The sequence below is a fragment of the Polaromonas sp. YR568 genome (assembly GCF_900116715.1).
Lineage (GTDB): Bacteria > Pseudomonadota > Gammaproteobacteria > Burkholderiales > Burkholderiaceae_C > Polaromonas.
Map to the genome: position 1 here is coordinate 226939 of NZ_FPBM01000005.1, position 25014 is coordinate 251952.

Sequence of the window (25014 nt, forward strand, 5' to 3'; positions counted from 1 at the left end):
ATAGAGGGTTTCACGGTGAAAGCGGCTGTTCAGGCGCGGTACGGCGATATTCTCTTGAAGCGCACCGAATTTCCCGCTAAATTTGCGCCATTAACCGAATAATTCACTAGTCATGTTTGAAGCATCCCCAGAAATTGACCGCATTGACCTGAAAATCCTGAATGTTCTGCAGCAGGATGGCCGCATTTCGAACCTGAAGCTGGCAGAAAGCGTGGCGTTGTCGCCAACGGCCGTGCTGGCGCGCGTGCAGCGGCTCACCCGCGACGGCTACATCCTGGGCTACGAGGCCTTGCTGAACCCGCTCAAGCTGGGCGCGGGGATGATGGTGTTTGTCGAGGTGCTGCTGGACCGCACCACGCCCAATGTGTTTGAGGCCTTCAAGGCCGCGGTGCAGGTGCACCACGAAATCACCGAATGCCACATGGTGGCCGGCGGTTTTGACTACCTGCTCAAGACCCGCATGGCCGACATGGCGGCCTACCGCTCTTTTGCGGGCACCGTGCTCTGGCAGCTGCCAGGCGTGCGCGAAACCCGCACCTACGCGGTGATGGAAGAGGTGAAAAATACCACCCGGCTGGCGCTGGGGGTGTGACGGAAGCGTTTTCATTGCAAAGCTACGGCTGCTGGCAATAATGCGAGCTGAATCCCCGTCTTCATTTCACATTCAACAGGAATGCCCCATGAAACACTGCCTCCCCGCCCTCGCCACCTTGACGCTGGCCCTGGCCACCGGCGCTTCTGCCCAGACCACCAAACCGGGCCTGTGGGAAATCACCAACAAAATGCAGTCCAGCTCCGGTGAGATGGAAAAAGCCATGGCCAACATGGAAAAGCAGCTGGCCAGCATGCCGCCTGAGCAGCGCAAACAGATGCAGGACATGATGGCCAAACAGGGCATGTCCATGGGGCCCAGCACCGGCGGCGGCATGAACGTGAAGATGTGCATCACCAAGGAAATGGCCGAGCGCAACGAGTTGCCCCAGCAGCAGCAAGGTGACTGCAAAACCACCCAGTCGCCGCGCAGCGGCAACACCATGAAGTTCTCTTATGTCTGCACCCAGCCGCCCTCCAGCGGCGAAGGCATGATGACTTTCAACGGCGACACCGCCTACACAATGAAGATGAACACCACGACCACCGTCAAAGGCAAGCCCGAGAAGATGACGATGGATGCTTCAGGCAAGTGGCTGTCGGCTGATTGCGGAAACATCAAGCCTATTTCTCCGCCGAAGAAGTAGGCCCCCACGGTCGCTCACTTCGTGTAGCTCCCTGCCCCCCGAGGGGGCCGCCCGCCCTGCGGCCCGGCAAAGCCGGTTCCGCGGCTCATGCTGGGTTGAAGAGCCCTCTTCTAGGTAAGGCTCACCGCTTGCCGAAAATCGCGGTACCTACTCGCACCATGGTGCTGCCGGAATGAATGGCGGCTTCCAGATCCGCCGTCATGCCCATCGACAGCGTATCCATGGCCACAGACAGCACGCCCGCAGCATTGATCTCGTCAAAAAGCGCTTTGGTTTTGGCGTGCACCGCGCAGTCCGCATCGAAATCGGCGCCCGGCTCGGGTATTGCCATCAGACCGCGCAACACCAGGTTCGGCAGCTGCGAAACCTCTTGCGCCAGCGCCAGAACCTCACCCGGCGCCAGGCCCGACTTGTTGGCGCCGCCATCGATATTGACCTGCAGGCAGATTTGCAGCGGCGGCAGGCCGGCCGGCCGCTGCTCGCTCAGGCGCTGGGCGATTTTGAGGCGGTCCACCGACTGCACCCAGTCAAAATGCTCGGCTACCAGGCGGGTCTTGTTGCTTTGCACCGGGCCTATGCAATGCCACTCCAGCGCCGGCATGCCGGCCTGCGCCCGCAGCGCCAGGACCTTCTCCACGCCCTCGGCGATGTAGTTTTCGCCAAAGGCGCGCTGGCCGTCCGTGGCGGCGTCGGCCACCGCGTCGGCGCCGAAGGTTTTGGACACGGCCAGCAGCCGCACCGTGGCCGGGTTGCGGTTGGCAGCGAAACAGGCCGTGGTTATACGGTCACGGACAAGCTGGAGATTGCGCACAATCGTGGTCATAATCGAACTGTAAGCTTAGTTTAGAAACCATTTTCAGAGGGTCCCGGGATGGATATCACGCAGCTGCTGGCTTTTAGCGTCAAGAACAAGGCGTCTGACTTGCACTTATCGGCAGGCTTGCCGCCCATGATCCGGGTTCACGGCGATGTGCGGCGCATCAACATCGACCCGCTGGACCACAAGCAGGTGCATTCCATGGTGTACGACATCATGAACGACACCCAGCGCAAAACCTACGAAGAATTCCTGGAAGTCGACTTTTCGTTTGAAATCGACGGCCTCGCCCGCTTTCGCGTCAACGCCTTCAACCAGAACCGCGGCGCCGGCGCCGTGCTGCGGACCATTCCGTCCAAGATCCTGACGCTGGAGCAGCTCAACGCGCCCAAGATTTTCGGCGACCTGGCGCTCAAACCGCGCGGCATGGTGCTGGTCACCGGCCCAACGGGCTCTGGCAAGTCCACCACGCTGGCCGCCATGGTCAACTTCTTGAACGAAACCGAGTACGGCCACATCCTCACGGTGGAAGACCCTATCGAGTTTGTGCACGAATCCAAAAAATGCCTGATCAACCAGCGTGAAGTCGGCCCGCACACCCTGAGCTTCAACGCCGCGCTGAAATCCGCCCTTCGCGAAGATCCGGACGCCATCCTGGTGGGTGAAATGCGCGACCTGGAAACCATCCGCCTGGCCATGTCGGCCGCTGAAACCGGTCACCTGGTCTTCGGCACACTGCACACCTCCAGCGCCGCCAAAACCATCGACCGGATCATCGACGTCTTCCCGGCCGAAGAAAAGGAAATGATCCGCTCCATGCTGTCGGAGTCGCTGCAGGCCGTGATCTCGCAAACCCTGTGCAAGACCAAAGACGGCACAGGCCGCGTGGCCGCCCACGAAATCATGCTGGGCACCAGCGCCATCCGAAATCTGATCCGCGAAGCAAAGGTCGCGCAGATGTACTCGTCCATCCAGACCGGCAACAGCGTGGGCATGCAGACGCTGGATCAGAACTTGACCGAACTGGTCAAGCGCAACGTCATCTCCGCCGCAGAAGCACGCGGCAAAGCCAAAATCCCGGAAAACTTCCCAGGCTAATCCAGTCCGCCGTCTTTCCGTTGACCACAGAATCTGTTTGAAAGGAGTCGCAAATGGAACGCGACCAGGCCAGTAAATTCATTAACGACCTCCTGAAGCTTATGGTCAGCCGCAACGGCAGTGACTTGTTCATCACGGGCGACTTCCCGCCGGCGATGAAGGTCGACGGCAAGGTGACCAAGGTGTCGCCGCAGCCGCTGAACGCCGGCCACACGCTGGCGCTGGCCCGTTCGATCATGAATGACAAGCAGGCCGCCGAGTTTGAACGCACCAAGGAGTGCAACTTCGCCATCTCGCCGCCCGGCGTGGGCCGCTTCCGTGTGAATGCCTTCATCCAGCAAGGCAAGGTCGGCATGGTGATGCGGACGATTCCGGCCACGCTGCCCACCATCGACGGGCTGGGCGTGCCCCAGGTGCTGAAAGAAGTGGTGATGAGCAAACGCGGTCTGACCATTCTGGTCGGCGCCACCGGTTCAGGCAAATCCACCACGCTGGCCGCCATGGTGGACTGGCGCAACGAGCAGTCTTACGGCCACATCATCACGATTGAAGACCCGGTGGAATTTGTGCATGCGCACAAGAACTGCGTGGTGACGCAACGTGAAGTGGGCCTGGACACCGACAGCTGGGAAGCCGCCCTGAAAAACACGCTGCGCCAGGCGCCCGACGTCATTCTGATGGGCGAAATCCGCGACCGCGAAACCATGGAACACGCCATCGCCTTCGCCGAGACCGGCCACTTGTGCCTGGCCACCCTGCACGCCAACAGCGCCAACCAGGCCCTGGACCGCGTGATCAACTTCTTCCCTGAAGAGCGCCGCACCCAGCTGCTGATGGACTTGTCGCTCAATCTGAAAGCCATGATTTCGCAGCGCCTGGTGCCCAAGCAGGACGGCAAAGGCCGTTTCGCCGCGGTGGAGGTGATGCTCAACTCGCCGCTGATCTCCGACCTGATCTTCAAGGGTGAAGTCTCCGAGATCAAGGAAATCATGAAGAAGAGCCGCAACCTGGGCATGCAGACCTTCGACCAGGCGCTGTATGACGCGTTCGAGAGCCACTTCATCACCTACGAAGACGCCCTGCGCAATGCCGACTCGGTGAATGACTTGCGCCTGCAGATCAAGCTCAATTCACAGCGCGCCAAATCGACCGACCTGTCGGCAGGCACCGAGAACTTCGCCATCGTGTAAGACACCGCCGCCGGCCCGGGCAACTGAACTGGCCGGCGGTTTGATGGGCGCAGCTGTTTCCGTTTTTTCCGTCGTCCCCTTTTCGCCGTCCTCCCCGCAATCCTCATTTCAGCGTACGCACCTCCATGTCCAGCACCGCCCCCAAAACCTACGAACCTTCCACCGCCCGCAAAGTCGCCTTTCTGGGCCTGGGCGTCATGGGCTACCCCATGGCCGGGCACCTGGCGCTGGCCGGCCACCGTGTGACGGTGTACAACCGCAGCCCCGCCAAGGCCGAAGCCTGGTGCGCCGAATTTGCCGCCACGGCCACTCCCGCGCACGCCCCGTTGCCACGCCTGGCGGCGGCCGATGCCGACATCGTGTTTTGCTGCGTCGGCAACGACGACGACCTACGCTCTGTCACCCTGGGCGCCGACGGCGCATTTGCCGGCATGAAGCCCGGCGCGATTTTTGTCGACCACACCACCGCTTCGGCCGATGTGGCGCGTGAGCTCTCCGCTGCGGCCGCCAAGCTCCGCCTGCAGTTCATCGATGCTCCCGTCTCGGGCGGCCAGGCCGGCGCACAAAACGGCGCACTCACCGTGATGTGCGGCGGCGACGCTGCGGCGTTTGACACCGCCAAGCCCGTCGGCATGGCGTTCTCCAAAGCCTTTACCCTGATGGGCGAAAGCGGTGCGGGCCAGCTCACCAAGATGGTCAACCAGATCTGCATCGCCGGGCTGGTGCAAGGCCTGAGCGAAGCCATCGCCTTTGGCCAGAAAGCCGGGCTGGACGTGAACCAGGTGCTCGAGGTGATCGGCAAGGGCGCGGCGCAAAGCTGGCAGCTCGACAACCGCGGCAAGACCATGGTGGCCGACAAGTTTGATTTCGGTTTTGCTGTTGACTGGATGCGCAAGGATTTGGGCCTGGTGCTGGACGAAGCCAAACGCAATGGCGCACGCCTGCCGGTGACGGCGCTGGTAGACCAGTTTTACGCTGACGTGCAGGCCATGGGCGGTCAGCGCTGGGATACGTCCAGCCTGATCAAGCGGCTGAAGTAAGCGCTCAAGGGCAAAACAAACCCCCAATAAAAAAGGCGCCTGACTGGCGCCTTTTTCTTTGGGGGAAGCTTGAGCGAAAGTATCAGCCGCCTGCGGGTTTGGCCTGGTTGGCCGCCGGCGCAGTGCCTTTTGCCGGCAGCATGCGGGCCAGCTCTTCTTCACTGATGATTTCAAAAATCCGGATCACTTTTTGCACGCCGGGTGTTGAGCGCACCACCTCGGTAGCACGGTCAGACTCACGCTGCGTGACGCGGCCCATCAAATAAGTCGTGCCGCGCTCCGTCACCACCTTGAAGGCGTTGGACGACAGGTCACGCGCATCCACCAGCATGGCTTTCACGCGGCCGGTCACCAGCGTGTCAGACGAACGCTGCGTCAGCGTCGAATTGCCCATCACGGCCAGCTCGTTCACCACCGAGTTCACGTTTTCGACACGCGCCACGATCTGCTCGACCAGCTGCTTGTCTTGTGCGTTGGGCACTTCGCCCGTCAGCAGCACCTGGCGGTTGTAGCTCGTCAGGTTCACATGCACACGCTCGCCCACATTGCTGCGGATGCGGCTGGTGGCGCGCAATTCAATGCCCTCGTCCTCCAGCTGCGCGCCCGACGTGCGGCGGTCAGTCGCAACAAACGCGCCGCCCGCCACACCGCCCACCACCAGCGGAAAGCAGGCCGTCAAGGTGCCGCCAATCAAAGCCGACACACCGATGGCCAAAGTCAGCCGTTTTACCGAAGCAAATTTCATACAGAGTTCTCCTGGTCGCCAAGTAACTGGGTGTCCACACCATCGCAGATGCAATGGAGGACGAGAAGATGCACTTCCTGGATGCGCGCGGTTCGCTCATGCGGCACACAGATATGCACGTCGGTTTCGCGCAGGGCATGCGTCATTTTGCCGCCGCCCCGGCCTGTCAATGCCACCACCGTCATCTCGCGCTCGTGCGCCGCCTCGATGGCGGCCAGCACATTGGCCGAGTTGCCGCTGGTGCTCATGGCCAGCAACACGTCGCCCGGGCCGCCCAGGGCGCGCACCTGCTTGGCGAAGATGACCGTGAAATCGTAGTCGTTGGCAATCGCGGTAAGGATGGAGCTGTCGGTCGTCAGCGCGATTGCGCCCAACTCAGGCCGCTCGCGCTCATAGCGCCCCACAAAGGTTGCGGCAAAGCGCTGCGCCTCCGCCGCCGAGCCGCCATTGCCGCAAGCCAGCACCTTGCCGCCACTGGTGACACTGGCCAAAATGGCCTGCACCGCAGCCGCAATCGGTTTGGACAGCACCTGCGCCGCCTGGTATTTCAGGTCGGCGCTGTCAATAAACTGCTGTTCAATACGTTGTTCAAGCATGGCGCCAATGATAGCGGGTCATGGTTGGCCTTCGGCATGAGACCGGTGCTCGGGCAGCCGGGGCAATGCGTTGGGCTATATAAATCAAAGGCTTACAGGGCTTGCAGCGTCGGTTATAGGTAGGCCTGATTTGTGAGTCTTTGTTCGCGGGTAGAGGTGGCGCGGCCTCGAGGCCCTAACGCTTCAAATCAGTGTTGCCTGCCACGGGAATAGATTTCGATGGCATTCAACATATGTATTTGACAACAAATCATTGGCCAGCTGTTGCGCAGCTCACTTAGCTAATTACTCTGCAAAGAAAGAAGCTTCATTACCCGCATCTCATGAAGCAAGTCGTCAACTTCTGCCTTCGGAATATCTCTAAGCAGAACCTCAAGACCAGGATCTGCCAGCAGCTTATTCACTACGCCCAGGTGATACTGCGCCTGATCAGGATACCAACCACCCAAGAGCATCAGTGCCGCCGTCTCGAGCATCAGAATTTCAACTGGGAGTCTGTACCCCCATTCAGTTGTTGCAAGAGAGATAACGTCTTGATGGCAGTAGTTTTGAGCCACGCCAAAATCCCGACATAACCTTAGATATAGGAGTGCCGCGTCTCCCTTTATTTCGTCGTAAGTAGTGCGAATGTAAGTTGTCATGAAACTTTCTCGGAGGCTATTACCCTAAATTCTTGCTTGTTGAATTGCACTGAAGTCTGACCTGATCTTTCCATCGACTCTTGACCGACGCGCTTTGGAAGCGCAAGGTACTCAGCATGCGATGTCACTCCTAAATTTCCTGCTTTCAAAGCTAGCAAGGTAGAACCTAAGTGGGTGAGGATTGGATAAAAATTACTGCCCGAACTGGTTCGGCTCTCGACAGAATTCAACAAGGTCTGGCTGCCGATGTTGGTGGCGGCCTCTATTTTTCCTCGATTCATCTGTGTTAATTACGTCAGCTTTTTTTCTAAAGAATCTAACATCATGGAAACCACGGCCCCCGCCGATCCTCTGGCTGAATCGATAACAGAACGGATTCTTTCAGCACTCTCACCGACTACATAGCCCAAGGACAGTCGGCTATTTACCGAATCGAGGGCAGCGATCTTGACTTCATCACTGTCTGAAGAAAGCAATTTAAGAAGCAGATTAAATGAATCCGCTCCCCCAACATCATCGCCAAGGGTTTCCGCACAGGACACGAGCCATAGTTTCGATTTTTTTGGGATTTTTTCGTCAAAAGTTTTCCAGTCATTAGCAGAAAAACTTTCCAACATTGCGACAGCTTCCGAGACGCCAATGTCTGACCAATAGTTATCGAATTCTTTAACTCCATCCAAATACTCTTCATATTTTGCAAACATGTCAGTTTTTGCCCGTTAAAAAGTATGTTGTAGTTTGAAATCCACGTGAACCGACAGGGTAGCCAGCGGTCACATTGCTGCCCACCTTAATGACCTCAATCTTGACCCCGTTTATGGTCGACTGATAAAGGGTCGCTCCATCCGCACGCGTAGCAACTGGCAGCATATCTCCAACTTGCTTAACAGCACCAATACTTTCAGCGCGTGTCCAGCCTTCAGGAAACAATGTGCTCGTTTTTATATTAGACAGATTGCCATCGCTGAACTGCGTCACTAACTTCGCATTTCTTGTTCCATCTGCGTTCACTGATAGCACCTCAACGGCGTAGTTTGGGTTGGCATTTGTAATTTCTCCTCCGTGTGCGCCAATTACGCGGTTTGTTGGCGAACCGCTTGCATTGATAACTCGCTCGCCAAATAAGATTTTTGTTTCCATTTCAGGTGTTATGACTGTTGTCGCCACTCCACCTCCATTTGCCCCGTTCTTTATAGCTGCTGAAACCGGACCATAAAGCGAGGCGCCCAAACCTAAAAATCCACCGGCTGTCTGGATGCTACCAGCGAGGGTTTCCCCATTTGCTAATTTGATCCCGCCTTCGCCAATATTGAAGCCGCTCATGGCGGCACAACCAACGCCGGTGAACCCGCACGCGGCGGCTGTTAGCGTGGTGACGATTCCATCATGAGCTCGCTGCGCTATTTGAGCTGGGGTTAGACCATAGTTGCTCGTCGCGAGCAATGGAGAATATTGACCGACATTCTGCTGGTTGATAGCGGCGTCAAAGTATTCATTCGGATGAGTCTGCGCGTAATTTCGGTAGTCCCACTGCATTCCTGTGGCAGTGTCTTTGCCGCTGATGCCTATTTGACCCACAACTAGTTCATCTACCCTCCCGCCGTCACTCGCATTCGTAGCGGCGTTCGTCCAACGAAGGAGTTGCCGTTCAATTCGGGCGGTCGCTTCCTCTTCTGATATTCCGCCAGCTTTCGCAACTTGTTTGGCATATTTTTTCGCGAGAGCTATTTCGTCTTTGTGCAGCTGCCGGTTATTGGCATCCACAGTAGCAGCAGTAGCCGCCCCTTGCGCCCCACCCACAGCCGCACCAATGCTTGCCGCTGTCACGGTCGCCAGGCTTTGCGCGAGAGCTTTGGCCGCGCCGGCGCTCATGCCGGCATCCTCCAAGCTCTTCTGAATACCGTCTTGAAAGTTATTCATCAGGTTCGCTGCGCTGGCACTTGCCGCACCTCCTGCCGCACCGCCGACGCCCCCACTGAATGCACCGGTCAGTGTGTGCAGCGCTATGCGGTAAACACCCCCTTCATCCCACTTCTTGGCTTCTTCCTCTTTACCTGCTTTCCGCAAATCAGCCGCCTGGCCGGCTGCAAAGCTGGCCGTCGCCTTGGGAGCCTCTTTACTGAACGCTTGTGTGATCTGGACTTGCGCGTTGACCTCACGCTGCACTCGGTCCGCATCAAAGATCTTCGCAATGCCGGTCTCCGCATCGGTGCTTCTAACCGCCGTGTTGCCCGCAATTCCGCTGATGCCGCTGCTGGATGTGCTGCTGGCCTCGCCCTTGTCGCTGCCAATGCCCGCGCCCACGCCGTTGACCCCAAACTTGCCGGCCTGCTGACCCACGTCAATGCTCAGGCCCATGGCCTTGCCTTCGTAGCTGGCGGTGTTCTGGATATCGCTGATGGAGAGCGTGCCGCCGGTGCTGAAGCTGTTCTTGCCTTGCTCCACCGCTGCTTGCGTGCTGGCAATCACGCTGCCTTTGAGGTCGGTATTGCCGGCCACAGCGACCTGGAAGCCGCCGTCACCCGCCTTGATACCGCTTTGCTGCACGACCGAAGCGTAGTTGCTGTCGATATTGCTTTCACTGGCGCTAATGCCGCCACCTGTGACGCTGCCGCCGCCCGCACTACCCTTGCCAACGCTGATGGAGGCGCCGCTGGAACTTTGCTCGCTGGTGTAGGTACTGGTGTCTTGCAGGCTCTGGATGTTGAGGTTGCCGCCTACGTTGGCCTTGACGGTGTTGGCGGCGACCACTGCGCCAATGAGGTTGGTGTCTCCGCCGCTGATGATGCTGGCGGTATTGCCGGCGGTGACCTGGGTATTGGTGTAGCTGGTGTCTGCGCCGTTGCTATTGCCTTCGCTTTGGCTGGCGCTGGCACTGAAGCCGACACTTTTTGAGATGACGTTGTAGCTCACGGTCACGCTGCTGGAGCTTGAGCTGTTGCTGCTCTCCTGGCTGGCATTGCTTTGGCTGGCTAGCAGGTTGACCTGGTTGTCTGCGAGCAGGGTGACGTTGTTACCGGCGGTCAGTGTTGCACCTCGGGCCGTCAGGTTGCTGGCCTGGCCTGCGCCTGTGGCGACGATGGTCAGGTTGTTGCCTGCGGCCACGGTGCTGCCGGTGGCGTTGTTGCTTTGGCTGCTGCTTTTGCTTTGGCTCTCAGAGCTGCCGTAGCTGAAGTTGATGCTGATGTCGGCAGCGGCCTTCGCGTCGAAGTTGCCTGCGGCATCGGTCAAACCCTTGTAGGTGTTGTAACCCTTGAAGGCGGCTGCCGCGCCGGCCAGCGCCTGCATGCGGCCGTCACTGGTGTTGCTGGCGGCGTCTGCCATTTGCTGGCCCGTTTCCAAGGCGCTGACCATGGCGTTGCTGGCGCTGATGGTGAGGCCCGATTGTTTGAACTTCTCTTCGCTCTCATAGCGATTGGTTTCGCGGGCTTCCACAATATCGACCGTCTTGGCGAGGATGGTAATGTCGCCTGCTGGGGCGATCACATCACTGCCGACCTGTTTGTAGGCCTCGCCTGCTTGCAGGGTGACATTGCCGTTGATACTGCCCACGGTGCTGGCGGCTGCCGTGGTGCCATTGCCTTGCTGGCTGCTGGTGTGCTCTTTGCTGCCGACGAAGAGGCCGTCTTCCAGCGTCATGCCGCTTTCTTTGCGCTCTTTGAAGTTGGTCTGGCTGCTGGTGTTGGTGGCGGACTCGATGGTCAGGTTGTTGCCGGCCCCCAGGGTGGTGCCGGCGTCGCTCACCACGCTGGAGCCTTTGACGTTGATGTCTTTGCCCGACACCACGGTGACGGTGTTGCCGCTCAGGGATGAGCCTGTGGCGGTGCTGGCAGAGGCGGTTTGGCGCACTTCCTGGCTCGATGAGTTGGCCCAACTTTCGCCCTCAACATAGCTCGACGTTGCCAGCGACCGGTCTGACCTGCCGGCAGTGATGTTGACGTTGTTGCCGGCGCTGGTCACCAATGCGCCCTGCTCGCTGGTAATGCTGGCTGCCGTGGTGTTGATGTCTTTGCCCGCGTTCAGGCTCACATTGCCGGTGGCGCTGATCTGGCTGCCGATGTCTTGTGTTTGGGACCAGCGGGTGTAGTTGCGTTCGTCTCGCGTGGCGTCCACGCTGTCGGTCTGGGTGACGGTAGTCAGGTTGAGGTTGTTGCCCGCCTGCAGCTGGGCGCTGCCCTGGCTCTGGATGACGCCTGCCACCAAATTCATGTCTCGCCCGGCGCTGGCAAGCAGGGTGCCGCCGGGGTTGGTGATGTAAAGCCCGGCCACGCGGTCTATGCCACTGAAGCTGGAGACGGTTGGCCCCACCGTGCTGCCTGTGGTGGTGAGCGCGGTGGTGGTGCTGACGATGTTGAGGTCGCGGCCAGCCGCCACATTGAGGCTGTTGGCGGCGTCGATTTGGCCGCCTATGTTGTTGAGGTCTGTGCGCGCCGTGATGGCTACGGCGTTGCCGCTGATGCGCCCGCTCAGGTTGTGGATGTTCTCGGCCGTGAGGGCCATGACGGTGCGGCCGGCCACGGTGCCGGTGTTCGTGAGGTCACCGGCGAGGTTGAGGTTGATCTCGCGACCGGCCAGCAGGGTGCCTGCGCCGTCGACGTCGCCGGCCCGCACGCGCACATACACCTGGGGCACCAGCACGCGCTGGGTGCTGCCGTCGGGCAAGGTCACGGTCTGCTCGACGAGCCAGACGATGTCGCTGGTGAGCGCTGCCATCTGCACAGCCGTCAGGGCAATGCCGGGGCGCAGGTTCATTTGCGTGGCATAGGTAATGCCGGCGTCCATCAGCGCCTTGTACTGGACTTCTTCGCTGGTGTAGTTGCCCAGGAAGCGCTGGCCGGTGAGCTGGGCGATCTGCTCATTGATGAGGCGCTGCTCATAGAAGCCGTCGCCCAGGCGCTTTTGCGTGACCGCCGGGTCCAGCGTGAGCTGGCCCAGCATGTAGTCGCTGCCCAGCCAGGTGCGGTAGTTGGCAAAGCGCGGGTCGGTCTCGATCAGGAAGGCGCTGGCCGGGCCGGGGTTGGTGCGGAACAGGCTGGTGTTGGGGATGCCAATGTTGGGTGCCACGGTGCGCACCACCGGGACGTTGGCGGCCAGGCTGCCGAGGGCGCCTACGCTGGAAGTCACCTGCACGATACCGGCGCTGCGCGCGGCGGCGCTGGGGGTGCCGATGGCGCCTGGCGCAGTGCTGACGCTGCCGGGTGTGAGGCTGGCCAGCACGGTGCCGGTACCGGGCACGGCCGCGTTGGACTGCGACACGGCGATGCCGGTGGCGATGGTGTGCGGAATGTTTTGTGCATACGGGTCGACGATGAAACCGTATTGGGTGTCGCAGCCGAGGAAGTCGCAGCTCTCGCCGGTGACGCCGAAGCGCGTAATGCTGCCGGAGCGGCTTTGCACGGCGGTGATCTGCGTGGCCTGGTTGTTGACGGCCTGGGCGGTGGCGGTGAGCACGCCGCCGGCAATGATGCGGCTGTTGTCGTTGAGCAGCGTGCCGCTGGCGTTGAGCGTCATGTTGCCGCCGCTCAAGATCTGTGCGGGCTTGCCGGCGTTAACGACGGCCGTCTGGTCGGTTTCGGTGTAGCTGCGGTAGACCGGAAATCCCATCAGGTAGGCACCGGCCGCGGCGCGGAAATCATTGAGCTTGATCTGCAGCGCCTGCCAGGGGGCGGAAGCAACTTCCCAAGCGGCGATCTGTTCGGGCGTGGGGTCGACGAAGCCGCCCTGGTCCTGGCTGCCGACCCAGGTGCGGGTGGGGCGAGCACCCGGGTTGGCGTTGGAGGGGTTGGGCATGCCGAACAGCGCCCACACCGGGTCGGTGTTCTGGTAGTTCAACACGTCGGGGAAGTAGGCGCCGTTGTTGCTGTCGCCTGAGGGCGGCGTGGTGTATTCGGCCTGGAAGGCGTCGGGGCCTTCGTAATAGGTTTTGTAGATGGGCGCGGCGTAAGGGCTGTTGGGCAGCTGGCCGCCGATGATGGTGAGGTCGGTCAGCGAGCCTCTGCCACCGATAGAGAACTCAAGCCGGCCGGTGGTCGTCCACGCGAAATAGCTGCTGGCATAGGCCGTGCCGTCACGGGCGATGAAGTCCATCTTGCTGACGGGGCCGATGGTGCTGAGGGTGTAGCTGAACGATGGATTGGTGTTCTGGATGCTGTTGGCCGCCAGCGACATCGCACCCAATGACTCGATGGTGGCGGAGGCGTTCTTGATCAACGTGGCCTGGCCGGTGGCGCGGCGGGCGCCGTCCAGGCTGTCGCCTATGGCCATGTCGCCGGCGCTGAAGATGAGCGCACCGTTGCTGTTGTTGATGGTGGTCGCGCCAATGTCGAGCCGCTGCCGCGCGGCGATGGTGGCGGCGGTGGTGACACCGCCTACGGTTTCGGCGTCGTTGTTGACGGTGGTGGCCGCAATGCTGACGGTGTTGCCGTAGATGCGGCCGGTGCCGATGTTGTTCAGCGTGACAGTGTTGATCTGTGTATCGACGCCGTCAATGAGGCCGCGGTTGATGAGCGTGTTGGCGGCGGTCGCGGTGATCTTGGTGGTGGTGCCGATCATCTCACCGGTGGCGGTGTTGTCTATCGTCGCGGCGGTTACATCCAGCGTAGCGCCGGCTTGCAGCTTGCCGCTGTTGGTCAGGGTGCCGGTCACGTTGACGGTGTTGTTGCCGGTGGCGCTGATGGTGCCGGTGTTGCTGAAGTCGCCACCCAGCGAGAGCGACAAATCCTGCTGCGACAGCAGGCTGCCCGCGCCGCTGAGGCTGGCGGCGCTGGCGGCCAGCGAACGGCCGGCCACGATGGTGCCGCCGGTGTTGGTGATGGCCAGGGTGCGGGCCGCCGGGTTGGCAGCCGTGTCTTGCACAGTGGCGGTGTTGCCCGCGCTGACCAGGCCCGCCGTGTTGTTGAGGGTGCCGCCGCTGGTCAGTATGGCGTTGGTGCTGGTGCGGATTGCGCCGCTGTTATTGCTGATGGCGCCGGCCGTGATGGCGACGTTGTTGCCCTCGATACCCTGGTTAGCGCCCAGGGTGTTGCTGTTGATGACGCTGGCTGCGGCCAGCGTGGTGGTGGCCGCGCTGCGCAGCAGGCCACCGGCGTTGTTGATAGTGCCTGCGCCGGCGTTGATGCCTGCGTCGCCCAGCGCCTGGACCTGCCCGCCCCGGTTGTCAAAACCCGTGCTGGTGAAGCTGACCGAAGACTCACCCACTATCTGGCCGGCTGCGGTGTTGCTGACGGCGGCGGTGGTGGCGTTGAGCGCGGCTTTGGCGCCCATAAAGCCGGCGGTGTTGTTGAGATCGCCGGTGGTGAGCGTCATCACACCTTGCGAAGTGATGCCGCCCGCGCCGCTGGCATAAGAGGCCGCATCGGCGTTGGTGAGCGTCTGGCCGTTGGTATTGATGCCCAGCGCTGCGCCCGCCTGGATGAGACCGGCGTTGTTGTTAACTGCGCCGGTTTGCAGCGTGGCACCCTGTGCGGCGGCGATGGTGCCGAAGGCGTTGTTGAGCGTTTGGCCGCCGGTATTGATGGCGATGCTGCGGCCGGTGATGCTGCCTGCGGCGGTTTGGCCTGCGGCCTGGGTGTTGCTGAGGCCTGCGTTGGCCAGCGTGATGTCATCGGCGGCTTCGATGCGGCCGCTGTCGTTGACGGTGGCGCCCGTGGTGGTGGCATTGACGTTGTTTTGCACGGAGGCGATCACGCCGCGGGTGTTGTCAACGCTGGCGGCCGTGAGCGTGGCCGCGCCGTTGGAGGCGAGCAGGCCTTGAACGTTGGTGGCCGCACCGGTGGCGCTGGCATTAAGGTCGGCGCCCGCGGTGACTTTGCCCAGGGTGTTGTTGAGCGAGCCGGTGCTGAGTGTGGCCGTGCCGCCGGCGGCGATCTGGCCGTTGGCGCTGTTGTCCAGCGCGGCCGTGGTGGTGACGCCCAGGCTGGACGCGCCGGTGGCCTGGATCACGCCGCCCTGGTTGTTAAGACTTTGTGCGCTGACGGTAGTGTTGCCGTTGCTGAGTATCTTGCCGGCGCTGTTGTCGAGGGCGCCCGTGGCCGTGACGCTGGCCGCGCCCAGGCCGCTTTGGTTGATGGTACCGCTGCGGTTGTTGAGCGTGCCCGCTGTGATGTTGACGCCGGCTGCGGAGAGCGTGGCGTTGCTGTGGTTGATGGAGGTGGCCGCCAAATTGACTGCGCCGGTGCTGACGACAGTGCCGCGGTCACCGCTGAAGGTGGTGGCGTTGATGGCCAGCGTGCCGCTGCCGGCGTGTTCGATCTTGCCGTCGGTGTTGACGAGGGTGGGCGCAGACAGCGTGAGGTTCTGGCTGTTGGTAGCAATGCGGCCCGCGCTGTTGTTGAGGGTGCCTGTGGGCGATGTAAGCGCGATGGTGGTGTTGTCCGTGCCGGTCTGCACGATTTCGCCGCCGGCGTTGGAGATATCTTGCGCCGCCAGGCTGAGCTGGTTGGCGGAAACAACGGCACCATCGGTGCGTAGTGTTTGCGCCGCGCTGGCGCTTAGCGTGCCTTGCGCGTTGACGGTGGCGCGGCTTGCGTCGACGCTGCCCGCACTGGCGGTGACAGAAATGCTCTGGCCGCTGAGCTTGCCGTCGGCCAGATCGACCTGCGCGCCCGAGAGGCCGGCGTTGCCGCCCGCGACGGTCTGGCCGTTGAGGCTCAGGGCGCCGGCGGCGCTGACGCTTAAGGCGCCACCGGGCGTGAGTGTGCCGTCGGGGTTGAGGCCTGCCGCGACGACGGAGCCGACCGCCGATGTGATGGCGGCGCCCGCGCCTGTGGCTTGCAAGCTGGTGTGGCCCTGCGCGGCGATAACACCGCTGCCGCTGTTGCTGATGCCGCCCTGCGCGGCCAGCGTGGTGTTGCCGTTGGCGTAGACCGTGCCTGTGTTGGCAATAGCGCCTTGTGTGTTGGCTTGCACAGCACCCGCAGCCTGCAGGGTGCCGCTGTTGGTCAGCCAGCCGTTGGCCTGCAGCACCAGCTCGCCGCCGGTGGCGGCAATGACGCCTGCATTGCGCACACCCAGACCGGTTTCAGAGCCGATGAGAAAAATCTTGCCGGCGTACATACCGCCGACCTGGGCGACGTCAACAGCGTATGTCGGCGCAGCGCCAGCGCCCGCGATGGGCGTGGCGCTGGTGTGGTCTGCGTTGATGTCGTTGGCGCCAGTGGCCACGCGCAGCTCTTTGGCCCAGATGCCGGCGTTGACCTGCACGGCGCGGGCGAGGATGCCGGTGTAGTCGGCCGTAGAAGTGTCCAGGCCTGCGCCGCCCACGGTGATGTTGCCGCCCTGCACACGAAAGCCGTCCAGCGCGCCGCCGTTGATGATGGGGCTGCCGGTGGTCAGCGTGACGCGGCTGGCGTTGAGGAAGCCGCCGCCGTTGACGTTAATGCCGGCCGGGTTGGCGATGATGACTTCGGCGCGCTGGCCTGCGACTTCGACATAGCCCCGGATCTGGCTGGGGTTGGCCGACTGCACTTCATTGAGGATGACGCGCGCCGGGCCTGTGGCCAGCCAGGGGTTGGCGCCGACAAAACCGCCCAGCTGGGTTTGCACATTGGTACGGCTGTTGTTGAGGATGGCGCCGTTTTGCTGCACGTCAAACTGGCTATAGGTGTTGCGGCTGACACCTGCGGCGCTGGGCGTCTGGATGTTGACCTGCGGCAGGCCGTTGGCCGTTTGCAGCACGGTGGGGCGCTGGCCGGCGGGCGCGCCGGGGGCCGCGATGATTTGCGCATGCACAGCCGTGAAGGCCGCTGGCTGCAGCCACAGCACCAGGCCCAGCGCCGACAGCACGGCAAAGCGCAGCGGGTGCAGGCCGGCTTTCAAACCCTGCGGGCCTGCGCCGCCTGCCGTGTCGCCGCTGGCGGCTTTGCCCTGGGCGCTGGCGGTTTCAGCCACCGCCATGCGTTGGCCGCGTTTGGCGTTAAAGACGATGCGGTGCAGGTTTTTATTCACGACAAACTCACTAGGGGAAAAATAACGGGGCGGGAAAACGCAAAGACTGGAAGGCCGGATATAGCCGGTCAGTTCAGTTCGAGCAGGTCCGCAAGCTGCGCCGCGAATTCTGTGGCGCATTGCTTGACGGCAACGGGCGCCAGGTCCACCACGGCCTGGTAGTCGCCGGCTTGCCACTCGCTCATGGGGCGAGCGTCGCTTTCGTATTTGCAGGGCTTTCCTGCGCGGACTTTTGGCATGAAGAAGGAAGACGACTCCCGCACCTTGAAGATTTCGGTTTCGAGGCGCAGCCGATAGGCCGTGTCGGCAGGGTCGAGGCTGTTGTAGACCAGCCGCCAGGTGGCGGAATTGACCACCAGGTTGCCGGTGAATTTCATGTCGCGGGTTTTGTCCTGGCCGGCAAGCCAGGTGCTGACACGCTGCTGGAGTTCTCCGGGCAGCAGGGTGCGTGCCGGGTTGGTCAGGCGCGCAGTGTTGACGGCGCCTTCAGGCGAGATACCCGCAAAGTTGTCCTTGCTGACGCTCTGGAAGTTAAGCGCACGGCCACCGCTCAGCAGCATCATCGCCACGTTGAGGACGACCTGCTGGCCGACGGCATTGTGGGTGGCTTGCTGGCGCACCACACGCAACTCGTCCATCACTTCCTTGGTCGCCACGTTGTCGGGGCCGAAACGGGAGTAGCTGACCGGCAGCTGTATCGAGGCCGTTGCCAGGGGTGTAGCCGCCACTGCAGGCAGCAGCGTGATGGTGACGGGCGCAACGGCGTCGCCTGATGCAGGCGTGGCCACCACAGGCAGGGCCACCGGAACGGCCGCCACAGGCGCGTCCGGCGAGGGCAGACGCACTTCTGCTGCGACAGGGACAGGCGCCGGCGTGGCCATCACAGCGGCCGTATCCGGCGTCACGGCCTCCTGCGCAAACGCGATGGAGCCGCCGGCCGTGAGGTTGGCGATGATCACCGCGCCGATAGTGCGCTTGAGAGAAACGGGCATGAAGAAGACTCCGGTTGAAATAAAAAACTAAAGACTAAAAACTGGCGCTGAGGCTGACGCCCAGCGTGCTGCTGGCGGTGCGAAAGAACTCGGGCTTTTTGACGGGCGCGCCGATAAAGATGTCGTACTGCAGCTTTTTGAAGCTGCCGCGCAGGCCGACGACGGCGCCGGTGAGGCGTTTGCCAACAAGAAATTCACTGCTGGGGCCACCCACTTCACCGTGGTCCAGGCCGACGTAGAGCTCTTGCCCGGTGGCGCCCAGCGCGGTGCTGAGTTCGTTGCGCAGCAGCCAGCCGCGCTCGGCGCTGAGCGACGATTCGCCGTCGAAGCCGCGCACGGTGTAGCGCCCGCCGATGGCGAAGCGGTCTTGCGGCGTGAGCGGGGTGCGGTCGTGCTGCAGGCGCCAGGTGGCGCTGTAGCGCATGCCTTGCTGGGCGATCTTGAAGGGCACGGTCAGGTTGGCGTCGGCGTTGACGACGGCAAAGCGCGAGGTGCCTTCGCCAAAGGCTTCTTCAGGCGCGGGCAGCGAGCCGAAGGCGCCGGTGCCGCGCTTGTAGGCGAGGTTGCCTTCCAGCGTGGCCTGGCCGATGAACTCTTTGTGGCCGGCGGCCAGCTCCCAGCCGCCGACGATGCGGCGCTGCACTTCGACTTCGGTGTCGTCGATGAAGTTGTTGGAGCGGCGCTGGAAGGCCTTGAAGCTGACCGTGCTCTTGCGGCTGGCGTCGCGGTAGACCAGGCGCGAGAGTTTGACTTCGGCATTGCTGCTGGTGCCGCGGTAGACATAGTCCTGGCTGGCGCCGGCCACGCTCTGGAAGTAGCGGTTGTTGCTGACGGTGGCGGCCAGCGCCCAGTAACCGATGGGCACGGAGTAATGCACGGTGCTGCCGCGAGTGCCGCGCCCGCCTGCATCGCCGCCACCCAGGTCGGTGTTGAGCGAAACGTAAAACAGGTCGTTGAGCGTCCACCAGTTGTCATAAGACAGCGTGACGCCGCCCTGGTATTTGCCGGTGGCTTTGGAGCCGCTGTCGTCGGCAAAGAAAGAGGCGCGAAACGGCAGGGCCTGCTGGTAGCTGATGACGAGGTCGCTCTGGCCGGGCTGGGCGCCTGCGTCTTTGGCTTCTTCGATCTGGATGTCGGCTTCGGCCGTGGGCACGCGCTTGAAGTTCTCCAGCGCCTGCTCGATGTCGCGCAGGTTCAGGATGTCACCGGGGCGGGCGGGCACGGCCGTCCAGGCGTTGCCGCGCGCGCTGCTGCCTTCTGCAAACCGGATGGCGCGGATGCGGCCGGGAATGACGGTGAGCGTGAGCACGCCGGTTTTGAGGTCTTGCGGCTCGGCCAGGATGCGGGTGGTGACGTAGCCGCGCGCGATAACGGCGTTTTGCAGGCGCTTGATGACGATGGCGATGCTTTCAGCACCCAGGCAGCGGCCGGTGGGTGCGTCGCTGGCGTCAGGGCCGGCTGCGGCATCCAGCGCCCAGTTGAATTGCGCGGCCACCGCGGCTTGCTCACCGGTGACGGCGCGCAGTTGCAGCGTCTGGATGGGAAAGCATGGCGACTCGGCCGCCGGCAGCCTGGCGTTGTCGGCAGCCGGCGCGGGCGCGCCGCGCACATCGGGGGCTTTTTCCTGCTGCTCACGCAGCAGGCGCTCACGCTCCTGGGCGCGGCGCTGCTCTTGTTCAGCGCTGGTCTGCGGAGCCGGCTGGGCCCAGACATGACCGGCCAGGACGGCCATGGCCACGCCGGCGCATAGCGTCCAGGCGCCGGGCTTTGATTTGACTGAATTGCTGGTGCGCGCTGGCACCTCCCCGAGTGATACACCCAAGTCATCGTGTGGCTTGGCCAATCACGCTCTCCCTGATTCCGTTTTTCTTCTTGGCGCCGGGCCGTGTGCCCGGGCTGCATGGATTCTAGGTTTTGAGCACGGGAACTGTAAGAAGTGTTACATCGATTGGGCGAAGAAATTCCCCATCTGTTGGTAAACGGAAAGATCAGACAACTGACGGCTGACCTGAAGGACGGTATCCGACGCACCCACTTGCTATTCAATTTATAGCTGCTTACGCCCTTGCCTATTGAGTTACAGGCCGATTTGGCATCTGAATTTGGTCGAAAAATGCTGCTTCAGCCCTTTGGGGCCGAAATGCAAAGCAGATTTGTCATTTTTCGCAGATGCCCGTCCAGCCAGCTGCCTTTCCCCAGGGAGGGCGGCCCGGCTCATATATATAGAAGAGATAGAAGCGCAGCCGCAGGCCGTGCGCTCAAGAGGCGTCGAACGCCGCCGGCAGCCATTCGATGGTGCCGCCGTCGATCAGCACCACGTCAAACCGGCAGGGCGGTGGGCTGGCGAAGCGTGTCAGGTAGTGACGTGCGGCGTGGATGATGCGCTGCTGCTTGACGGCGCCTATGCTGGCGGCCGCGCCGCCGTGCTGGTCACCGCTGCGCTGGCGCACCTCGACAAACACCAGGGTGCCGTCACGCGCGCGCATGACGAGGTCGATCTCGCCGCCGCCGCGGCCGGGCGTCCGATAATTGGTTTCGACGAGTTTGAGGCCGGCCCTGGCCAGGTAGGCGAGCGCAGCGGCTTCGGCGGCGTCACCGCGCGACTTGGTGGTAACCTGACCTGGCACGGCCTTGGCCACCGCTTTGGCGCCATCGGCGGAGCCATCCGCAACCTGTTTTCTGGAAAACCACATTGAACGCTTCTTTCGACCTGGCCCTGGATGCGGCACGCGCCGCAGCAGGCATGCAGCATTATCCGGAAAGCGCGCTGTATGTTGTGGCCACGCCCATCGGCAACCTGGCCGACATCAGCCTGCGCGCGCTGCAGGTGCTGCAGCTGGTCGACGCGATCGCCTGCGAAGACAAGCGCCACTCGCAGCCGCTGCTGCGCCAGTACGGCATCGACAAACCGCTGCTGGCGGTGCATGAACACAACGAAGCCGAAGCCGCGGGCCTGGTGATTGAACGCCTGCAACGCGGTGAGCGCGTGGCTTACGTGAGCGACGCCGGCACACCGGCCGTGAGCGACCCCGGCGCGCGTCTGGTGGCCGCGGTGCGCGCGGCCGGGCTGGCGGTGATGCCGCTGCCGGGCGCCAGCAGCGTGACCACGGTGCTGAGCGTGGCTGGGCTGGGCAACCCGGGCGGCGAAACCGGTTTTGTGTTTGCCGGCTTTTTGCCGAGCAAGGCAGGTGAGCGCGACCAGGCCATTGCCAAGTTGCAAGCCGACGCGCGGGCGGTTGTGATTCTGGAGGCGCCGCACCGCATCGAAGCACTGGCGCGCGCGATGGCCGTGCTGGGCGAGCGGCCCGTCACCATAGGCCGCGAGCTGACCAAACAATTTGAAGAGATCGCGACGGTGCCCGCGCAGGATTTCGCCGCCTGGCTGGCGGCCGGCCCACAGCGCACGCGTGGCGAGTTTGCGCTGGTGCTGCACCCAGCCGCGCTGGCCGAAAGCGCTGAAGACGGCACGCGCGTGCTGCAACTGCTGCTGGCCGAGCTGCCGCTGAAAACCGCCGTGAAGGTAGCGGCCGAGATCACCGGCGTGGGCCGCAATGAACTGTATGACACGGCACTCAAGCTGAAGAAGGAAGCATGAACCCAAAGGCCGACGAACTCTGGCGCGCACCCCGATGGACCTTGGCCGCCTTGCTGGCGGTGCTCGGCATGCTGGGGCCGTTTTCGATCGACACCTACATCCCGGCGTTTTCGGGCATCGCGCAGTCGCTGGGCGCGTCGCCGGTGGAGATGCAGCAGACGCTGTCGGCCTACCTCTTCGGCTTTGCTTTCATGAACCTGTTTCACGGTGCGCTGGCCGACAGCTTTGGCCGCCGGCCTGTGGTGCTGTGGGGCATTGCGCTGTTCACGCTGGCCTCGGCCGGCTGCGCGCTGTCGCAAAGCATAGGGCAACTGGTGTTCTTTCGCGCGGTGCAGGGTTTGTCGACCGGCGCGGGCATTGTGGTGTCGCGTGCGGTGATACGCGACATGTACCCGCCGGCGCAGGCGCAGCAGGTGATGAGCCAGGTGACGATTTATTTCGGCGTGGCGCCGGCGCTCGCGCCCATCGTGGGTGGCTGGCTGTTTGTGCACCTGGGCTGGCATAGCATTTTCTGGTTTCTCACCGGCGTGGGTGTCGTCCTCTGGGCCACCAACTACCGCTTCCTGCCCGAGACGCTGCCGCCGCTGGAACGCCAGTCCTTCAAGTTCAAGCACCTGATGCGCGGCTACTGGCAGCTGGGCTCAAGCCCGCGCTTTTTGCTGCTGGCGCTGGCCAGCGGTGTGCCCTTTAACGGCATGTTTTTGTATGTGCTGTCGGCCCCCGCCTTTCTGGGCGAGCACCTGTCGCTGCAGCCCACCGAGTTCTTCTGGTTTTTTCTGCTCACCATCACCGGCATCATGTCGGGCGCCTGGCTGAGCGGGCGGCTGGCGGGCAAGATCGCGCCCAAGCAGCAGATACGCCACGGCTTTGTGGTGATGCTGGTGACCTCGGTGCTGAACCTGGCGGCCAACTTCTTCTTCACGCCGCATGTGTCGTGGGCGCTGTTTCCGATTGCGATATTTGCCTTTGGCTGGGCGCTGATGGTGCCGGTGGTCACCCTGCTCGTGCTGGACTTGTACCCCGAGCGGCGCGGCATGGCCTCATCGCTGCAAGCCTTTATCGGCTCAACCGCCAACGGCATCGTGGCGGGTATCGTCGCGCCGCTGGTGATGCATTCGACACCCGCGCTGGCGATGGTGTCGCTGGGCATGATGTGCATAGGCCTGGTGGCCTGGATGTATCTGCACCATCGCTGGCCGGACATCGGCCGGCTGGCGTCGCGCGACTGATCTTTCTTGCGCCTTCTCCCTTTGGGAGAAGGTGGGGATGAGGGCTGACGGCGCTGGTGTTGCGCTGCGCTTGTTTTGAGGCCGCTGGCACTCACCCTAACCCTCTCCCAGGGGGAGAGGGAATAGAAAGAGGGAGAGGGATAGGAAATCAGCGGTCGTTCATCCGGACCGGGAATTCCATGCCCTGGCCGACGCGCCGCACCACCTTGCCGGCATCCAGGTAGACAAAGAAGAACATGGGCTGGTCGCCGTCCATCCAGCGGTAGGTCATGATGTCGCCCGACCAGGAAGCCACGCCGTCTGTTTTTGCGGGTGGCCCGAATTCGGTCTCCACGTCCGCACGCGTCCATTTGCCGACCTCTATCCTGGAGAAGTCCCGCATGTTCAGGACCTGCCGCACGCTCACGACCTTGCCCGCGGCATCGAGGTCCACCATGGTGGCCGTCTGGCCCGTGGGTTGCGTGGAATATTGCAGCCGCGTGCCGCCGGATGCCAGCGGCACCGTGCGCGTCGGTGTTCCCCAGCTTGCCAGCACTTGCTCGCGGGACATGCCGGGCTGCGGGGATGCGCAGCCGGCCAGAAGCAGCGCAGCAATCGCGATGCCTGTCAAGGTTTTAAAAGTCTTCATGGGTAGCTCCTGGAGTTCATTCGTATGGATGTCAGACACCACCCGCCGCGGAATGTTCCCGCGCCGGGCGGCATGGCTTCAAGCGCCCAACTGCGCCCAGCCGGGGACGCCGGCGCGGCCGGAGTAGCGGCTTTGGGCGTCGTAACGCTCCCACGCCAGCCGCGCGGCGCGCCCGCCGTAAACCGCTTTCTGCAGCCATTCGCACTCGGCCTGCAACTCCGCATCGCCGCCCAGCCGGGTGTGCCAGACCTTGTCATCGCTGTTCCAGCGGTAGCCCCGGTTTTTCAGCAGGTCCTTGGCGGCGAAAGGCGCGCCGGTGGCCTGTAAACGGTAGCTCGGCATGCGCGACGACGCCAGCAGGTGGGCCACGCCGTTGCGGCCCAGGCCGGGCACCTCTGCCAGCAAGACGGTGAGCAGCGCATGGCAGTCCATCTCGGCGCGGTGCGCATCGTAAAACCAGCCCAGCGCGGAGGCCAGGTAGCTAAGCTTGGCCGAGCTGTGCCCGGCGGCCGTCCAGTCGATGTCGGCAAAGGAGCAGGCCCAGTTGAGCTTGCTGGCTTGCGGAAGAATGCCTTCCACAAAGGGGCGGTCAAAGCCTGCGTTGTGCGCGATGACGAGGTCAGCGCCGTCAAGCAGGCTGGTGATGCGCGCCATGTCCAGTTGTTCACCTGCCACCATGTCGTCGGTGATACCGGTGACTTCGCGGGCGATTTTGGGCACCGGCATGCCGGGGTCACGCAAGCCGTCATAGACCTCAACCGGCCCCGTGGCCTGGCCCGTCTGTGTATCAACCTGGACGCTGACCAGCGCCAGCTCCATGACCTGGTCGCGTGAGGAATCCAGGCCGGTGGTTTCGGTGTCGAGAATCACGATGCGGGCGACGGGGCCCACAGGCACGTGGTCAAAATGTGTGGCCGGCACCAGGCGCCTGAGCACGCGGTAGTCGGGGTGGCGTTCGAGTTCACGCGCCATGGCCTCAGCACTGAGGGCTGGCGAGGCAGGCGCCGCAACGGGCGCCGAGGCTGCCTTGGCCTTGCGCACCTTGGCGGGCGCCGCGGCCTGCGCGGCGGCCACCGCTTCATCGTCAAAGCCGAAGCCGAGTTGCCCGGCGCTCATTGAAAGCGCCCTGGCAGCGGCCGCGCTGAAAATTCGACGTGATAAATGCTGTGTGGCATGGGCGCTCCTGGGTCATGGCATGCGGTTGAATGAGGCTATCTTCGCAGATAGTGCCCGCTTCAACCGCAGCCGTGAACCGGATCG

At 62.7% G+C, this 25014-nt stretch carries 19 protein-coding genes; 7 read left to right on the forward strand and 12 right to left on the reverse strand.

Annotation, left to right across the window (positions count from 1 at the left end; all coding sequences use genetic code 11):
- Nucleotides 1–112: 112 nt before the first annotated feature.
- Entirely contained in the window at nt 113–592 is a 480-nt protein-coding gene (locus tag BM408_RS13050; RefSeq protein ID WP_092130297.1) for an Lrp/AsnC ligand binding domain-containing protein, read from the forward strand.
- Nucleotides 593–680: 88 nt separating this feature from the next.
- Nucleotides 681–1238: a DUF3617 domain-containing protein gene (locus tag BM408_RS13055; RefSeq protein ID WP_092130298.1), complete on the forward strand. Its 558-nt coding sequence runs from the start codon at nt 681–683 to the stop codon at nt 1236–1238.
- 121 nt (nt 1239–1359) lie between these two features.
- Here BM408_RS13055 and BM408_RS13060 read toward each other — a convergent pair whose 3' ends face one another.
- Nucleotides 1360–2061 carry a YggS family pyridoxal phosphate-dependent enzyme gene (locus BM408_RS13060; protein ID WP_092130299.1) on the reverse strand — a complete coding sequence of 234 codons (702 nt, stop codon included), beginning with the start codon at nt 2059–2061 and terminating at the stop codon, nt 1360–1362.
- A 48-nt stretch (nt 2062–2109) separates the two neighbouring features.
- Between BM408_RS13060 and BM408_RS13065 the strand changes: the two genes are divergently transcribed.
- The 3 genes from BM408_RS13065 (at nt 2110) to BM408_RS13075 (ending at nt 5383) form a co-directional block, all read left to right on the forward strand.
- Nucleotides 2110–3153: a type IV pilus twitching motility protein PilT gene (locus tag BM408_RS13065; RefSeq protein ID WP_092130300.1), complete on the forward strand. Its 1044-nt coding sequence runs from the start codon at nt 2110–2112 to the stop codon at nt 3151–3153.
- Nucleotides 3154–3206: 53 nt separating this feature from the next.
- Nucleotides 3207–4343, forward strand: a complete 1137-nt coding sequence (locus BM408_RS13070) for a PilT/PilU family type 4a pilus ATPase (RefSeq protein WP_092130301.1) — start codon at nt 3207–3209, stop codon at nt 4341–4343.
- Between the two features lie 125 nt (nt 4344–4468).
- Nucleotides 4469–5383: an NAD(P)-dependent oxidoreductase gene (locus tag BM408_RS13075; RefSeq protein WP_092130302.1), complete on the forward strand. Its 915-nt coding sequence runs from the start codon at nt 4469–4471 to the stop codon at nt 5381–5383.
- A gap of 82 nt (nt 5384–5465) precedes the next feature.
- On the opposite strand, the gene BM408_RS13080 is transcribed toward BM408_RS13075, so the two are convergent.
- The 9 genes from BM408_RS13080 to BM408_RS13115 all read right to left on the reverse strand — a co-directional run bounded on the left by BM408_RS13080 (nt 5466) and on the right by BM408_RS13115 (nt 20995).
- Nucleotides 5466–6128: a BON domain-containing protein gene (locus BM408_RS13080; protein ID WP_092130303.1), complete on the reverse strand. Its 663-nt coding sequence runs from the start codon at nt 6126–6128 to the stop codon at nt 5466–5468.
- Entirely contained in the window at nt 6125–6724 is a 600-nt protein-coding gene (locus tag BM408_RS13085) for a phosphoheptose isomerase (protein ID WP_092130304.1), read from the reverse strand. Before BM408_RS13085 ends, BM408_RS13080 begins: the two co-directional genes overlap by 4 nt.
- Nucleotides 6725–7005: 281 nt before the next feature.
- Entirely contained in the window at nt 7006–7365 is a 360-nt protein-coding gene (locus BM408_RS13090) for a hypothetical protein (protein WP_092130305.1), read from the reverse strand.
- Nucleotides 7362–7646: a hypothetical protein gene (locus BM408_RS22925; protein WP_175541777.1), complete on the reverse strand. Its 285-nt coding sequence runs from the start codon at nt 7644–7646 to the stop codon at nt 7362–7364. Before BM408_RS22925 ends, BM408_RS13090 begins: the two co-directional genes overlap by 4 nt.
- 9 nt (nt 7647–7655) lie before the next feature.
- Nucleotides 7656–8069 (reverse strand): hypothetical protein, encoded by a 414-nt coding sequence (locus BM408_RS13095; RefSeq protein ID WP_092130306.1) that lies wholly within the window; start codon nt 8067–8069, stop codon nt 7656–7658.
- Between the two features lies 1 nt (nt 8070).
- Nucleotides 8071–17310, reverse strand: coding sequence for a two-partner secretion domain-containing protein (locus BM408_RS13100; protein WP_175541778.1), 9240 nt, complete (start codon nt 17308–17310; stop codon nt 8071–8073).
- Nucleotides 17311–17378: 68 nt separating this feature from the next.
- On the reverse strand, nt 17379–18302 hold the full coding sequence (locus tag BM408_RS13105; RefSeq protein WP_092130308.1) for a hypothetical protein: 924 nt from the start codon (nt 18300–18302) through the stop codon (nt 17379–17381).
- A gap of 34 nt (nt 18303–18336) precedes the next feature.
- Nucleotides 18337–20034 carry a ShlB/FhaC/HecB family hemolysin secretion/activation protein gene (locus BM408_RS13110; RefSeq protein WP_092130403.1) on the reverse strand — a complete coding sequence of 566 codons (1698 nt, stop codon included), beginning with the start codon at nt 20032–20034 and terminating at the stop codon, nt 18337–18339.
- A gap of 526 nt (nt 20035–20560) precedes the next feature.
- A complete protein-coding gene (locus tag BM408_RS13115) occupies nt 20561–20995 on the reverse strand; it encodes a YraN family protein (RefSeq protein ID WP_092130309.1) in 435 nt (144 codons plus the stop codon).
- Between the two features lie 50 nt (nt 20996–21045).
- Between BM408_RS13115 and rsmI the strand changes: the two genes are divergently transcribed.
- On the forward strand, nt 21046–21897 hold the full coding sequence (gene rsmI / locus BM408_RS13120; protein WP_175541786.1) for a 16S rRNA (cytidine(1402)-2'-O)-methyltransferase: 852 nt from the start codon (nt 21046–21048) through the stop codon (nt 21895–21897).
- Nucleotides 21894–23126 (forward strand): multidrug effflux MFS transporter, encoded by a 1233-nt coding sequence (locus tag BM408_RS13125; RefSeq protein ID WP_092130311.1) that lies wholly within the window; start codon nt 21894–21896, stop codon nt 23124–23126. Before rsmI ends, BM408_RS13125 begins: the two co-directional genes overlap by 4 nt.
- A 148-nt stretch (nt 23127–23274) precedes the next feature.
- Here BM408_RS13125 and BM408_RS13130 read toward each other — a convergent pair whose 3' ends face one another.
- Both BM408_RS13130 and BM408_RS13135 read right to left on the reverse strand, forming a co-directional pair.
- Nucleotides 23275–23754 carry a hypothetical protein gene (locus BM408_RS13130; RefSeq protein ID WP_092130312.1) on the reverse strand — a complete coding sequence of 160 codons (480 nt, stop codon included), beginning with the start codon at nt 23752–23754 and terminating at the stop codon, nt 23275–23277.
- 78 nt (nt 23755–23832) lie between these two features.
- Nucleotides 23833–24870: a 3'-5' exonuclease gene (locus BM408_RS13135; protein WP_092130313.1), complete on the reverse strand. Its 1038-nt coding sequence runs from the start codon at nt 24868–24870 to the stop codon at nt 23833–23835.
- Nucleotides 24871–25014 lie beyond the last annotated feature (144 nt).